General features: G+C 70.0%; 10 protein-coding genes. 3 read left to right on the top strand and 7 right to left on the bottom strand.

Going from position 1 to position 13,316, the window contains the following annotated elements:
- Positions 1-313 precede the first annotated feature (313 nt).
- The 7 genes from JOE55_RS01690 to JOE55_RS01720 all read right to left on the bottom strand — a co-directional run bounded on the left by JOE55_RS01690 (position 314) and on the right by JOE55_RS01720 (position 8,830).
- On the bottom strand, positions 314-2,242 hold the full coding sequence (locus tag JOE55_RS01690; RefSeq protein ID WP_338125391.1) for a glycosyltransferase family protein: 1,929 nt from the start codon (positions 2,240-2,242) through the stop codon (positions 314-316).
- Positions 2,243-2,315: 73 nt separating this feature from the next.
- Positions 2,316-3,215, bottom strand: coding sequence for an ABC transporter ATP-binding protein (locus JOE55_RS01695; RefSeq protein ID WP_239546372.1), 900 nt, complete (start codon positions 3,213-3,215; stop codon positions 2,316-2,318).
- The gene (locus tag JOE55_RS01700; RefSeq protein WP_204781829.1) at positions 3,202-4,107 is read right to left on the bottom strand and encodes an ABC transporter permease; all 906 of its coding nucleotides are present in this window, start codon (positions 4,105-4,107) and stop codon (positions 3,202-3,204) included. The genes JOE55_RS01695 and JOE55_RS01700 overlap by 14 nt, the downstream gene beginning before the upstream one ends.
- 19 nt (positions 4,108-4,126) lie before the next feature.
- Complete coding sequence (locus JOE55_RS01705) at positions 4,127-5,944, bottom strand: glycosyltransferase family 4 protein (RefSeq protein WP_204781830.1); 1,818 nt, start codon at positions 5,942-5,944, stop codon at positions 4,127-4,129.
- Complete coding sequence (locus tag JOE55_RS01710; protein ID WP_204781831.1) at positions 5,941-7,158, bottom strand: glycosyltransferase; 1,218 nt, start codon at positions 7,156-7,158, stop codon at positions 5,941-5,943. Before JOE55_RS01710 ends, JOE55_RS01705 begins: the two co-directional genes overlap by 4 nt.
- Positions 7,155-8,225, bottom strand: a complete 1,071-nt coding sequence (locus JOE55_RS01715) for an LCP family protein (protein ID WP_204781832.1) — start codon at positions 8,223-8,225, stop codon at positions 7,155-7,157. The genes JOE55_RS01710 and JOE55_RS01715 overlap by 4 nt, the downstream gene beginning before the upstream one ends.
- A gap of 344 nt (positions 8,226-8,569) precedes the next feature.
- On the bottom strand, positions 8,570-8,830 hold the full coding sequence (locus JOE55_RS01720) for a type B 50S ribosomal protein L31 (RefSeq protein ID WP_006215670.1): 261 nt from the start codon (positions 8,828-8,830) through the stop codon (positions 8,570-8,572).
- 309 nt (positions 8,831-9,139) lie between these two features.
- Here JOE55_RS01720 and JOE55_RS01725 point away from each other — a divergent pair, with 309 nt between their 5' ends.
- The 3 genes from JOE55_RS01725 (at position 9,140) to JOE55_RS01735 (ending at position 13,303) form a co-directional block, all read left to right on the top strand.
- On the top strand, positions 9,140-11,185 hold the full coding sequence (locus JOE55_RS01725; protein ID WP_204781833.1) for a S8 family serine peptidase: 2,046 nt from the start codon (positions 9,140-9,142) through the stop codon (positions 11,183-11,185).
- Positions 11,186-11,268: 83 nt separating this feature from the next.
- On the top strand, positions 11,269-11,712 hold the full coding sequence (arfB, locus tag JOE55_RS01730) for an alternative ribosome rescue aminoacyl-tRNA hydrolase ArfB (protein WP_058872237.1): 444 nt from the start codon (positions 11,269-11,271) through the stop codon (positions 11,710-11,712).
- A 43-nt stretch (positions 11,713-11,755) separates the two neighbouring features.
- The gene (locus JOE55_RS01735; RefSeq protein ID WP_204781834.1) at positions 11,756-13,303 is read left to right on the top strand and encodes an MFS transporter; all 1,548 of its coding nucleotides are present in this window, start codon (positions 11,756-11,758) and stop codon (positions 13,301-13,303) included.
- Positions 13,304-13,316: the final 13 nt, after the last annotated feature.

Consider the following 13,316-nt stretch of genomic DNA (forward strand, 5'->3'; position numbering starts at 1 on the left):
CAGCTCCTGCAGAGCGCGCGGACATCACGGGCGTCACTCGACGCGTCGTCGGCGTCAGTCTCCGTCATCACGAGATCGCCACTCCTCCCGCCGCAGCACAGCCAAGGGTCACGTGGGCCGCCGGCTCTCCCGAGTTCCAGTTCAGAGGATTCTGAAGGCCGAAGATCCTGTCCTCCAAACAGCCCACCAGATCATCCGTCCTGATAAGTCAGATCGGCGCACGAACATGCCACCGAAACGCCTGGCAACGCTCAGATGACATGCACCAGCACGAGACCGGCCAGCATTGTCGGCAGGCCCGGTCACTCCCACGTCAGATGCTCAGATGAGTGGTGTCCGAGCCGAAGAACACGACGTCGCCCGTGGAGATCACATGCTGGTCCGTCACGTTCCAGGTGTGCCCGTGACCGCCGCGGAACTGCCGGAAGTTGAAGCGGTCGGTGGCATAGACGCGCCCTCCGCCGTCCACGACGTCCTGCAGGAATCCGGTGTCCTCGCCGGTCGTCCGGTCACGGAAGGGGTGAGCCAGGAAGACCTGTCGGGGCGCCATGAGGGTGGGCCCCAGCACGAAGTCCGTCCAGCGGTGCTCCCGCTCGCCGAAGCGCAGCAGCGTGGTGTCGTAGGACTGGACATAGAGGTAGCTGGCCTGCTTGCCCACCGCATCCGCTTGGGTCACCCGCAGCATGGCCAGCTGATCGGACAGGTACTCGGGGCCGTACCAGTCGTCGTCGTCCATCTTGGCGATCACGTCCCCGGAGGAGGCCTCCACGCCGGCGTTGAGGCAGGTGCCCAGCGTCCACTCGCTCGGTGCCTGGACCACCACGACGTCCTGGATCCCCCGCTCCTGGGCCAGCTCCCGGACCCGGAGCGCGTCCGGATCGAAGCCATGGCACACCACCACGAGCTGCGGGTCGACTCCGCGCTGGGCGGCCACGGAATCCATGGCCTGGCCGAGGTTCTGCGGGCGGTTCGTGGACAGCAGCACCGACACGGACGGCGTCGACGGCAGCCAGGAGCCGCCGTCCTCGCGCGGCAGCGTCAGATCCAGCACGGAGGCCACCCGGTGCGTGTACGTGTGCTGGGCCCACACGCGGCGCTGAGCCTTGCGCACGGTGCGATCCCGCAGCTGCTTGGAGCGCACCAGCGCCCGGATGACATCGGCCGCCTGCTCGCGCGTGGCGACCACGGGCAGCTCCTCCTGCGGGAAGTACTCCCCCACGGCCGCCGAGGGGGTCGAGACCACGGCGGTGCCGCGCGAGAGGATCTCGAAGACGCGACGGGCGCACATGGACGGCGAGTCGACTACCGAGTTCACGTTGAGGAAGACCTTGTAGGACTGATAGGCCGTCAGCATCTGGGCGTAGTCCAGGGAGCCCGCCACGCGCCCGTCCAGCGGCGCGGGGAACTGATAGCGCTCGTCGTCGCCCAGGTAGCGGGAGAAGATCTCCAGGCCCATGCGCATCTTGGGCGAGACGTCCATGGCCCCGCCCAGCAGCAGGTCCATCTGCTCGCGGCGCTGCGGGAACTTGTGCGCGAAGTACATGCCGCCGAAGGCGACTTCCCGGGAGTCGAAGCCCCGGTCTCGGCGCACCGGCGAGTGCACGGCCGGCTGCGCGGCGAAGGCCAGGACCCCCACCCGGTCGTGGCCCAGGTCGCGGCGGTAGTGCTCGATCCGGTTGGAGTCGCTGGTCAGGACGACGTCGAAGAGCCCTGCGCACTCCAGGAAGTCGTCGTAGTGGGGCGGGTCCTCCTTGTTCCAGAACACGGTGGGGATCCCTCGGCGCCGGAACTCGGCGACCATCTCGCGGAAGGGCTCCTTGACGCCCGAGGCGCCGGTGAGCTGGTACTGCCACTCGTCCTGGTTGCCGTGCCACGCGGATTCCACGAACAGCAGATCCGGCTGGTGCTGCTCGAGCTGCTCCCGCCATCCGGCCCGCGTCAGCGGCACCTGATTCCACTCGCAGTCGAACGCCCGGGAGGAGAAGTCGTCCAGGATCGTGGCCGCCGTGACATCGCCGAACGAGCGGTTCCACTGCTCCGGCCAAGGGCTCGGGGGGAAGCTGAGCCGGCCGTCGCGCAGGCGGATGGCCCCCGTGCTCCCACCCGGGAGACGACGGCGGCGCAGGCTCTTGCGGGCCTGCTGCACGCCGCCTCGGCGCAAATGCCACGCCAGGAGGCGCAGCTGCCGGACGGAATCCGCCAGCGAGGCGGCGGAGACTGATCTCTGGGGGGACTTGCTCACGGACAAGGCGGGGGTCCTCTCACTCACATGCCTCCGGGGGGGGGCGGGGCACGACCGGGCGGGGCAGGCAGTATCAGGTGGAGCGCACCAGCTGCAGGGGTGCCAGCTGCTCCTTGGCGTCATCACGGAACTTCTGGGCGCTGTTCAGATTCCCGCCCGCCAGCTTCTTCATGTAGCTCTCATAGTCCTCGAGGACCTCCGGGACGGGGCCGTCGGCGATGACCTCTCCGGCGTCGATCCAGACTAGGCGAGTGCACAGGTTGCGGATCTCCGCCATGGAGTGCGAGACGAACAGCACGCAGCCGGCGTTGTCGCGGATCTCAGTCATGCGGGCCTTGCCGCGGGCCTGGAACTGTGCGTCGCCGGTGCCCAGGGCCTCATCCAGGATGAGCACCTCGGGGTTGGTGGCCGTGGCCACCGCGAAGCGCAGGCGCGCGGCCATGCCCGAGGAGTAGGCCTTCATGGGCCAGTGAAGGGCCTTGCCGAGCGCTGCGACATCCACGAGCTCGTCCATGACGTCGTCCACCTGCTGCGGGGTCATCCCCTGGGCCAAGCAGCCAAGGCGGATGTTGCGCTCCCCAGACAGTGCAGGCACCAGGGACACGCTCACGCCGAGCTTCGACGGACGGTCGATGGCCCACACGCGTCCGGAGGTGGGGTTCATCTGCCCGGCCACGATGTTCATCAGAGTGGACTTGCCGGAGCCGTTGCGGCCCACAAAGCCCACGAACTCCCCCTGATCCACGAGCAGGTTCACGTTCGTCAGCGCCTGGTTGTCGACCTGCGGGGGTCGGCCCAGCGCGCGCCTGGCAAGGCGCGTGGGCAGCGGGAGCTTCTGCTCGTCCTCGCCGCCGGTGCTGGTCACCCGGTAGACCATGGTGACGTCGTCGACCACGACGGCGGGATCGCGCACGACCCCGCCCCGTGCCGAGGCACCCGCGGGCACCTCGACGGCCGCCTCATCGCTTCTCATCGGCATAGCTCTCCTCGTTCCACCAGAACACCAGCAGGCCGACCACCAGGGCGAGTACTGCCCACCCGATCAGGATGAGCCACGAATTCAACGACGGCGCGGTCTCGTAGAGGACGGCATCGCGGGTCATGTCCAGCACCTGGTACAGCGGGTTGAGATGGAACAGCGCCAGGATCCGCGGATCGTCCGTGAACCGCGACGGGTCGTAGAACAGACCTGAGGCGTAGAGCCACAGGCGCGTGCCCAGCGAGATCAGGTTCGCCACGTCCGGGATGCGGTGCACGAGCGGAGCGAAGAGCATGCCCGCACCCCAGTTGAACGCCGTCTGCAGCGCGAAAATGGGGATCACCAGCAGCCACAGCGGCGTGATCGCCTCCGACGGCGGGGCCAGCATGATGAACAGGAACATGGCCACGAGCACGTACAGCTGGCTCAGGGCCTCGCGGACCACCACGCCCAGCGGCAGCGCCGCCCGTGGGAACGAGAAGCCGCGGATGAGGTTCTTGCCCCCGGAGATGCTCTTGGCGCCAGCGGTGAAGGACCGCGCCGTGTAGAGGAACATCATCAGGCCGATGATCAGGTAGCCCAGGAAGTTCTCGATCCCGCGACTGGTGCCCAGCAGCAGTCCGAAGATCAGGTAGAAGGTGAACCCCAGCAGCATCGGATTGAGGATCAGCCAGATCTTGCCCAGGAACGTGTGCTCCTGGCTCACCGACAGCCTCACCCGGGCGTCGTAGAGCACGAAGTGCCGGGCTCCCCACAGCTCGCGCAGGTACTTGCCCAGCGGAGGCCGCACGCCGACGGCTTCCAGGCCGGAGGGGTCGTAGTGCACGCGCCGAGGCCGCGGCTCTGCCGGCGAGTCCTCGAAGAGGTCGTCAGTCACCCCTCTCATCCCGCCTCCTTCGTCCGTCTCATCTGGTATCCATGGCCGTGAGCTCGTCGTAGCGCGCCAGCGTGCTGGCGGCCACGGCCTCCCAGGTCCGCTCGTGCAGCACGGCCTCGCGACCGGCCCGACCGAGTCTAGATCCCGTACCCGGTTCGGCCCACAGACGCCGCACCGCGTCGGCCAGGGATTCCGGGTCCTCCGGAGGCACCAGCAGGCCGGTGACGCCGTCGTCCACGAGCTCGGCCAGCGCTGGCAGGTCCGAGGCGATGACCGGCACCGCACAGGCCGAGGCCTCCGCGAGCTTCAGCGGCGTGACCGAGCGGGTGACCTCGCGATCCCGGCGCGGCACCACGAAGACGTCGAGCGCGCGCTGCCACTGCAGGGCCGCTGCACGATCCACGCGACCAGGGAAGACCACCCGGTGCGCCACGCCCAGCTCGCGAGCCAGGGCCTCCAAGCCGGGACGGGCGGCGCCGTCGCCGACGATCACCGCGGTGATCTGCTCGGGCAGCAGCGCCACCGCGCGGACCAGGTCGTCCAGGCCCTCGTAGTCCACGATCGAGGAGACCGTGCCGACCAGGTACTGGCCCTCCGGGATCCCCAGGGCCTCCAGGCCCAGCTGCGCCCGGACCTTCTCCACCGGCTGCGGCTCGGCGGCATGGTCAGCACCCACGGCGTTGGGGCACAGGCGCACGCGGGAGGCCGGCACGCGACCCTCGGTGACCTCCTCGACTCGCTGGGACATGGCCGCGCCCAGGGTCGCGACGTCGTCGGCGGCCACCATGGCCTCGGCCTCGCGCTGCTGGAAGCAGGTGTAGCGCTCGGAGACCCGCGAGACCGGCGGACGGCGCGAGGCCCAGGTGTCCGCGAGCTGGCCGCGGACCTCGTAGACCCAGGGGATGCCCAGGGTCTCGGCGACCTCCCGGACCACCATGGCGTTCACGTAGTGCGTGGTGGTGTGCAGCACCGCCGGGCGCACCTCCAGGCACAGGGCGAGCAGCTGCTCGGCCTGCAGCTGCAGGCGCCCGGAGGCCGTGCGCGGCAGGCTCGCCGGGCTGATGCGGTGGTAGTGCACGCCGTCGATGACCTCGAGGTCGCGCGCCCCGAGCCGGCCCACCTGGGCCGGATAGCCCGGCCGGGTCTGTGCGTGGACCTGCCAGCCCGCAGCCGCCTGGGCGCTGAGCAGGGCGTGGGAGCGCACCGCGTACCCGCTGGCGGTGTGCGGCAGGGAGTTGGTGAGCACGTGCACGACCGTGCGCGGCTGGGGCCGATACGGCTCCGACGGCCCGCGCAGGCTCGGCGACCTCCCGTGCAGCTGAGCGCGCTCGTCGGCCAGGCGCAGCAGCTGCTCGTGCTCCCCGCGCGTGGCGGTGCCGAGCAGCCAATCGCGCTGCAGCGGGACCAGTGCCTGGCCCAGAGCCCCGAGCTGGGTGTCCCGTCTGGCCAGGGTCCCCGCCATCCCGGTGGGAGCGTCCGGTCCCGAGATCGCCGCGGTGAGGCGGAAGGCGTCGTCGGGGCGGTCCGAGGCGATGGCGATCTCGGCCAGCCTGCGCAGGACCGCCGGGGAGACCGGGTCCTGCAGCTGCGCGCTGTCGAAGCCCTGCCCGAGCGCCTCCTGCTCCCCCACCAGGCTCAGCCCCAGCGCGCCGACGGACGGCAGCCTCGAGCCCAGGCTGACCAGCGCTCGTCCCGCCCGGGCGCTCACGGCGCTCGGCAGGCGTCGGGAGACCTGCAGGGCGAAGACCGCGGGGTCCCCACCGAGGTGCTCCCACGCCGTGCGCGCCAGCAGGCTCACATGGCGCAGGCGCGGATCCAGGCGCTGCGTGCGCTCTCGTCTGCTCATCGGCGCCCTTTCCCGTTGTCGACGACCTCCCGCAGGATGCTGTCGTAGCGCTCGGCTAGGTCTGCAAAGTCGGCGTTGTCCGCCACCCAGGTCCTGCCCGAGCCGTCCGTCATCAGCCGGGACCGGTCCTCGATCAGACCGCGCCACAGCCCCGCGATCTCCTGTGCGCTGGAGCCCACCACATCGCCCGCGCCGGCGTCCTGGAGGATCCGAGCGGCCTCGCCGCGGACCACTGCGGTGAGGTGACGGCCCACCGCCATGACCTCGTAGGTCTTGGAGGGCACCGTGGCCTCGAACGACTTCCAGTCATCGCGCAGGGAGACCACCAGCGAATCGGCCTGTCGGTACAGCTCGAAGACCTCGTCGCGATACGCCGGGCCCAGGAAGCGCACGGGAGCTCCCAGTGCGGCCGCGATGCGCCGCAGCTCGGGCTTCTGCGAGCCCTGCCCCACCAGGGTCAGCCGCATGTCCGAGCCGACCTGGGCAGCGGCCTCGATCAGTCGCTCCAGGCGCTGGCTCTCACCATGATTGCCCAGGTACAGCACCTCCAGCCGGTCGCGGACCAGCGGCGGCGGATCCAGCACCGGTGTCTGCTCCAGGCGCACGCCGTTGCGCACCGTGCGGACCTGTCGCACACCGCGCTCCCGCAGCGTCTCGGCGAAGCCCTCGGTCACGGTGACGACAAGATCCGCCCTGTCCTGGACCGACTCCACGGCCCGGTTGATGATCCGCTGGGCACGGCCCTGCAGGACCCCGGCCTCCGTAGCGAGGTTCGGCCAGGCATCGCGCATCTCCACGACGAGAGGCTTCCCCCTCAGCCGCGCGGCCAACCAGCCGCTGGCCAGCAGCGGCAGCGACGGCGCCGTCACGATCACCACGCAGTGCCCGCGCACCGTCAGGGTGCGCAGCGCGCTGCCGCCGGCGGTGACCAGCTGATCCACGAGCTTGGGCAAGCGGGCGTCGCGGGCCGTGAGATACGGGACCCGCACGATCGTCTCGCCCACCGGCCCCGGCCGACCGCGCCCCACCCTGCCGCGGGAGGAGCGATCAGCGTCCGGGCCGAACCCGTAGTGGGCCACCGGTGCCACGACCGTCATCTGCCAGCCCCGCTGCACCAGGTGCGGGATCAGGGACTGCCAGCGGCGCTGCGGCGGTGAGTGCTCAGGCCAGTAGGAGTGGGCCAGGAGCAGCGCGTTGGAACGCGCTGGGCTCACAGGCCGCTCCCGTCGTCCGCGGAGAGCTCCTGGTAGTGCTCATCCAGCGTGCCGTCGTCGATGGCGTCGCCGATCTCCTTCATGGCCTCCTCGTCCGGGAGCACGACCGACTGGCCGTCGTCGGAGGTTCCGATGCCGTTCGTCGGGACCGTGAACATGTGGATGTCCGAGCGCGAGACGCCGACCATCTTGGGCACCAGACCGCGGATGTAGCCGGAGTCCAGGCCATCGGAGACCGTGAGGTACGGGGAGATCGTGCTCACGATGTCGGAGATCTTTCCGGGATTGGCCAGGACCTCGGGCTCCAGGAACCGATCGAGCAGCGCCTGGATGAACGCGCGCTGGTTCTCCACGCGTGTGTAGTCGCCGTCCGCGAAGGAGTGGCGCTCACGGGCGAACGTCAGGGCGGCCTCGCCGTCCATCGTGGTGGGACCGGCCTCGTAGACGTCGCCGTTCTCGGTGGTGAACGACTCCGGGACGTCCACAGTCACTCCACCCAGGGCATCGACCAGGCCCTCGAAGCCCTCGAAGTCGACGGCCATGACCTCGTCGATCCGGGTGTCGAAGTGCCCCTCGAGCGTCTCGACCATCAGCGGCATGCCGCCGTTCTGGTAGGCCGCATTGATCTTGGCCTCGCCCACACCGGGGATGTCGACCCAGGTGTCGCGCATGACGGACATGACGTAGATCTCGCCGCCGTCCTCGGGAATGTGCATCAGCATGATCGAATCGGCTCGCTCGCCCTCGCGGCCGAGCTCGCCGCCGCCCTCGGGCCGCTTGTCCGAGCCGAGCAGCAGGATCGTGGTGCCCTCCGTGTCCTCCGGACGATCGGCCTCATCCGGGAAGGCCTCCGAGGAGGGCATGGTGGTCACGTTGTCGTCGTACGAGCGCGAGAGCCCGCCGATGTACAGGGCGATCACCGCGATGACGCCGATCACGAGCACCAGGAAGGCGATCAGGAACGCGATCAGGATCTTGCGACCGCGCTTGCGACGACGAGGCCGCCGCTCGGCCTCCGGTTCACGGCCGTCGCCGTCGAACAGGTCGTCCTGGATGTCTTTGCTCATGCTGGGGGGCCTCCGGGCTGGCAGCGGATCGGCTCCGGTCGCGGCCGCTCGGACGGCGGGAGCGCCTGGATGCTGCGTGGATCGTTCAGGGGTGGGGCTGCGGTCGAGCCATCATACGGCGGGGAAGCTCACTGATCCGGCAGATCTGCCGGGTGCCGCGAACCTGACCGGGGCCTCATCCGGTGGTGCGATCGGAGCCTGTCCGGGATACCTCCGAGCATCCTGGATGACGATCCGCGAGAAGGGCTGTCGGAGGACGCGCGAAGGGCCGCACCCCGACGGGTGCGGCCCTTGCGGCGACGCGGCGGCAGCGCCGCGAAGAAGGCCGGAGCTCGGCCGCTGCCTCAGCGAGAGGACTTGCCGAAGGACTTGAAGCGCGCGTTGAAGCGCTCGACGCGGCCGGCGGAGTCCATGATGCGCTGCTTGCCCGTGTAGAACGGGTGCGACTCGGACGAGATCTCCACCTCGATGAGGGGGTACTCGTTGCCGTCCTCCCAGGTCTCGGTCTTCTGCGACGTGGCAGTCGAGCGGGTCAGGATGACCTTGCCGGAGGCGAGGTCGCGGAAGAGCACCGGGTGGTAGTCCGGGTGGATGTCGTTCTTCATGGTCTGTGTTCCTTCGCTGGAGGGGCCGCTGGATTGTGCCAGAAGCCATGACGCTTGGGTGCGGGTGCGCTGGGCACCAGCGAGACATCGTACACCCGCCCTGCGTCACGCGCCCGGACCCGTCGCCACTGAATAAAACCTGATGAAGTTCGATGAATTGCTCGAATGTTCACGTACCCTCTTCGGGGGACGACGACGGCTGCGCCTTCGGTCGATCCCCGCACCACTCCTCCTCCCCCCCCCGCTCCCCCCGAAGAGGACCCAGCCGTGCCTTCACCCCTGCCTCCGAGGCCCCTGTCCGCAGACCCCGTGACCGCATCCCCCAAGCGCCGTCGCCCCATGGTCCTCGCTCTGGCCGTCGCCTTCGCGGTGACGCCCGCCCTGTCGATGCTGCCGGCCCAGGCCGCGGAGGACCCCGCCAAGGCGGACTCCCAGGGGATCGACTCCGCGCTGCCCGGGCCGCTCGACCGCTCCGGCCTCGACGAGACCGGCCCGGCCCAGGACAGCGCCGCGGACGAGCAGGTGCCCCAGGAGACTCCTCGCGTGATCGTGCGCTTCGAGGACCCGGCGACCTCGGAGGCTCAGAAGGAGCAGATCGTCGCCGAGGCCGCACAGGAGGCCGACATCCTGCCCACCGAGGACCAGGCCCCGAAGGGCGCGGCGGCCTCTGCCGAGACCGAGCCTCAGCGGGTCAAGCAGACCGCCGACTCCGCCGACGTCCTGGAGTTCCCGGAGGAGCTCGAGGTCCAGGAGCAGTCCGATCTCGTCGACCAGCTCGAAGAGGACCCGCGGGTCGCCTACGCGGAGCCCGATCGCCTCGCCCGCGCCGCGGCGACGAACGACCCGCTGTACGACTCGCAGTTCACGCTCGAGGACCGCAGCGTCCCGGACGCGTGGAGCATGGCGACCGGCCGCGGCGTCACGATCGGCGTGCTGGACACCGGCCTGATCCGCCACCCGGACCTCGACGCCAAGCGCGTGTCCGGCTACGACTTCGTCTCGCCCTACCCGGCCGACTTCCCGGTCGACGGCAACGGGCGCGACGCCGATCCCAGCGACCCCGGTGACAACAAGAGCTCGAGGTGCCAGGCGACGTGGCACGGCAGCCACGTGGCCGGCATCGCCGCCGCGTCCACGAACAACGGCATCGGCATCGCCGGCGTGGCCCGCGACGCGAGCATCCAGCCGGTGCGCGTGCTCGGCAGCTGCACCTACGGCTACGAGTCCGATATCGCGGACGGCATCCGCTACGCCGCAGGACAGACCATCGGCGGGGCCGTGAACCGCAACCCATCCGACGTCATCAACATGTCGCTGGCCCTGTACGGACAGTGCGGGCGCACCATGCAGTCGGCGATCGACTACGCAGTCGGGTCCAACGTGCCGGTCGTCGTGGCGGCCGGGAACTCCGCGGACAACGCGAACATGTACCCGCCCGCCAACTGCAGCAACGTGATCGCCGTGGGCGCGGCTGATGAGAACGGCCAAGTGGCCTCCTACTCGAACACCGGTCCCAACGTCGACGTCCTGGCTCCCGGCGGGCACGGCACCCAGTACTCGATCATCTCGACCATCGACGCCGGCACCACCGGACCCACACGAGCGAGCTACGGCTACAAGAACGGCACCTCGATGGCCACCCCGTTCGTCTCCGGCACCGTGGCCATGATGCTCGAGGCCAACCCGGACTTGACCCCGGCCCAGATCGAGCGGACGCTCAAGTCGACCTCGACCGGTCCGCTGGGCCGCCTGCAGGTCTCCCCCGCCGATGCCGTCCGCGCCGTCGCACCCACCAAGCCCGCGACCAAGCCGCAGGCCGCCGGCCCGTTCCGCGATGTCTCGGCCAGCAATCAGTTCGCCACCGAGATTACCTGGGCCAAGAACAAGAAGTACCTCAACGGCTGGTCGGACGGCACCTACCGCCCCACCGAGAACATCGACCGCAACGCCATGGCCGCCGTGGCCTACCGCATGGCAGGCTCCCCCGCCTACACCCCGCCGCGCGTCTCCCCCTACAAGGACCTGACCCCGCAGTCGGCCTTCTACAAGGAGATCACCTGGGCCCGCTCCGAAGGCCTGCTCAAGGGCTGGTCCGACGGCACCTTCCGCCCCCTGAACGACATCGACCGCAACGCCACCGCCGCGCTGCTCTACCGCATGGCCGGCTCCCCGTCCTACACCGCACCGCGGACCACCTCCTTCAAGGACGTCCCCGCCGGATCCGCCTTCTACAAGGAGATCCACTGGATGAACGCCCAGGGCATCACCACCGGCTGGAACGACGGCACCTTCCGCCCGCTGGATCAGACCCACCGCGACGCCATGGCCGCCTTCCTCTATCGTTTCGAGAACTGATCGGTCGGCTGAAGCATCTGAAGCGGCCCTGACGCCGCACCGCCTGCGGCGTCATGAGACCCCGCGGAGAGGACGGTGACCCCATGGAGGATCTGAGGATCCGCACGGGCCCCGGCCTCCCGCGGGGTCTCGTCATCCCCGCCGCCGAGCTGCACGAGCAGTTTGTGCGCTCCTCGGGACCCGGCGGGCAGTCCGTGAACACGACCGACTCTCGGGTGCAGCTGCGCCTTGACCTCGGCTCGTGCTCGGCGCTCAGCGACGACCAGCGCCGCCGCGCGCTGTCTGCCCTCGAGCCGCGGCTGGCCGGCACCGAGCTGATCATCGAGGCCGCCGAGCACCGCTCGCAGTTCCGCAACCGCAAGGCCGCCCGCGAGCGGATGGCCGAGCTGCTGCGCGGGGCCATGGCTCCACCGGTCCCGCGTCGACCGACCAAGCCCACGCGGGGCTCCCAGCGCCGGCGGCTCCAGGCCAAGAAGCACCGCGGACGGATCAAGGCCGATCGCGGCCGTCCGGGCTGGGACGGCTGAGCGCCCACCGCAGGAGTCGGCTCCCCGGAGTAGAATCCGCTGAATGCCCGCATCCGACGACCGCCGTGGATCCCACGACCCTCACCCCTTCACCGGAGACGTCTACGCGGAGGGCTCGGCGCCCCCGCCGCGGGCCCCGGACGACGACTCCGAGTTCGTGCCCGATCCCCGCCGCGGCCGCATCCTGGCCGTGCTGCTGGCCTCGCTGTTCATGGCGCTGGTGGCCGTCAGCATCATCAACGTGGCGCTGCCGTCCATCCAGCGCGATCTGGGAGCAAGCTCGAGCGACCTGCAGTGGGTGCTCTCCGGATACGCCCTGTCCTTCGGAGTCGTGCTGGTCGCCGCCGGACGAGCCGGGGACCTGTTCGGCCGGGAGCGGCTGTTCGTGGCGGGCATGGCCCTGTTCACCATCGCCTCGCTCGCGGCGGCCCTGTCTCCGACCCCGCTGATGCTCAACCTCTCGCGCGTGTTCATGGGGATCGGCTCCGGCCTGATCAATCCCCAGGTCTCCGGGCTGATCCAGCAGCACTACCGGGGCAGCGAGCGAGCCCGGGCCTTCGGCTACTTCGGCGGGATCGTGGGCGTGGCCGTGGCGATCGGGCCCATCATGGGCGGGCTTCTGATCGGCATGCTGCCCCCGGGACTCGGCTGGCGCTCCACGATCGGCATCAACGTGCCGCTGGGCCTGATCATCCTGGCGCTGTCCACCCGTTGGCTCGACCTCGGACCCAGCCGCACCACGACTCAGCGCCGCTCGCACGACCTGGACCCGATCGGCGCCGTCATGCTGGCGGTGGCCGTGCTGACCGTCATGCTGCCGTTCATGCTGGCCGAGCAGTACACAGCGGCCTGGGCGCTGCTGCCCGTCGGACTGATCCTCACTGCTGCGTGGGTCGTGTGGGAGCGGCGCTATCAGGCCCGCGGCAAGGCCCCCATGGTCGATTTGCGCCTGTTCCGCATCCGCAGCTACTCGCTGGGGACCCTGATGATCGGGATCTACTTCACCGGCGGCACCACCATCTGGGTGATCCAGGCTCAGCTTGTCCAGCAGGGCCTGGGCCAATCCGCCCTGGTCGCCAGCCTCCTGGGTCTGCCCGGAGCCGTGCTCACGGCACTGGCGGCGCAGCTCGGCGGGCGGCTGGTCACCCGGATCGGACGCTGGACCGTGGTGATCGGCCTGGTCGTGGTCCTGGCGGGCATCACCGGCACACTCCTGGTGACCCCGCACATCGTCGCCGGGGATGCTCCCCTGTGGATGCTCGGCGCGGTCATGGCGCCCATCGGCTTCGGCGCCGGCATGGTCACCAGCCCCAACCAGACGCTCACGCTGCGCGAGGTCCCCGTGGCCGAGGGCGGCACCGCCTCGGCCATCATGCAGACCGGCCAGCGCATCGGCACGGCCGTGGGCTCGGCGGGCGTCACCGGCATCTACTTCTTCCTGCTGCCCCAGGGCGCGGACCGCGCCGCAGACGCCGCCTACCTGATCATCGGAGGCATCGTCGTGATCGCGCTGATCGTCGCGGTCGCCGACGCCCTCACCGATCCGGATGGCGGGCGCATCGGAGGCTCGACGCGCCGGGAAGTGCGCTGAAGCCGAGCAGGTC

The organism is Kocuria palustris, from assembly GCF_016907795.1.
Classification (GTDB): domain Bacteria; phylum Actinomycetota; class Actinomycetes; order Actinomycetales; family Micrococcaceae; genus Kocuria; species Kocuria palustris.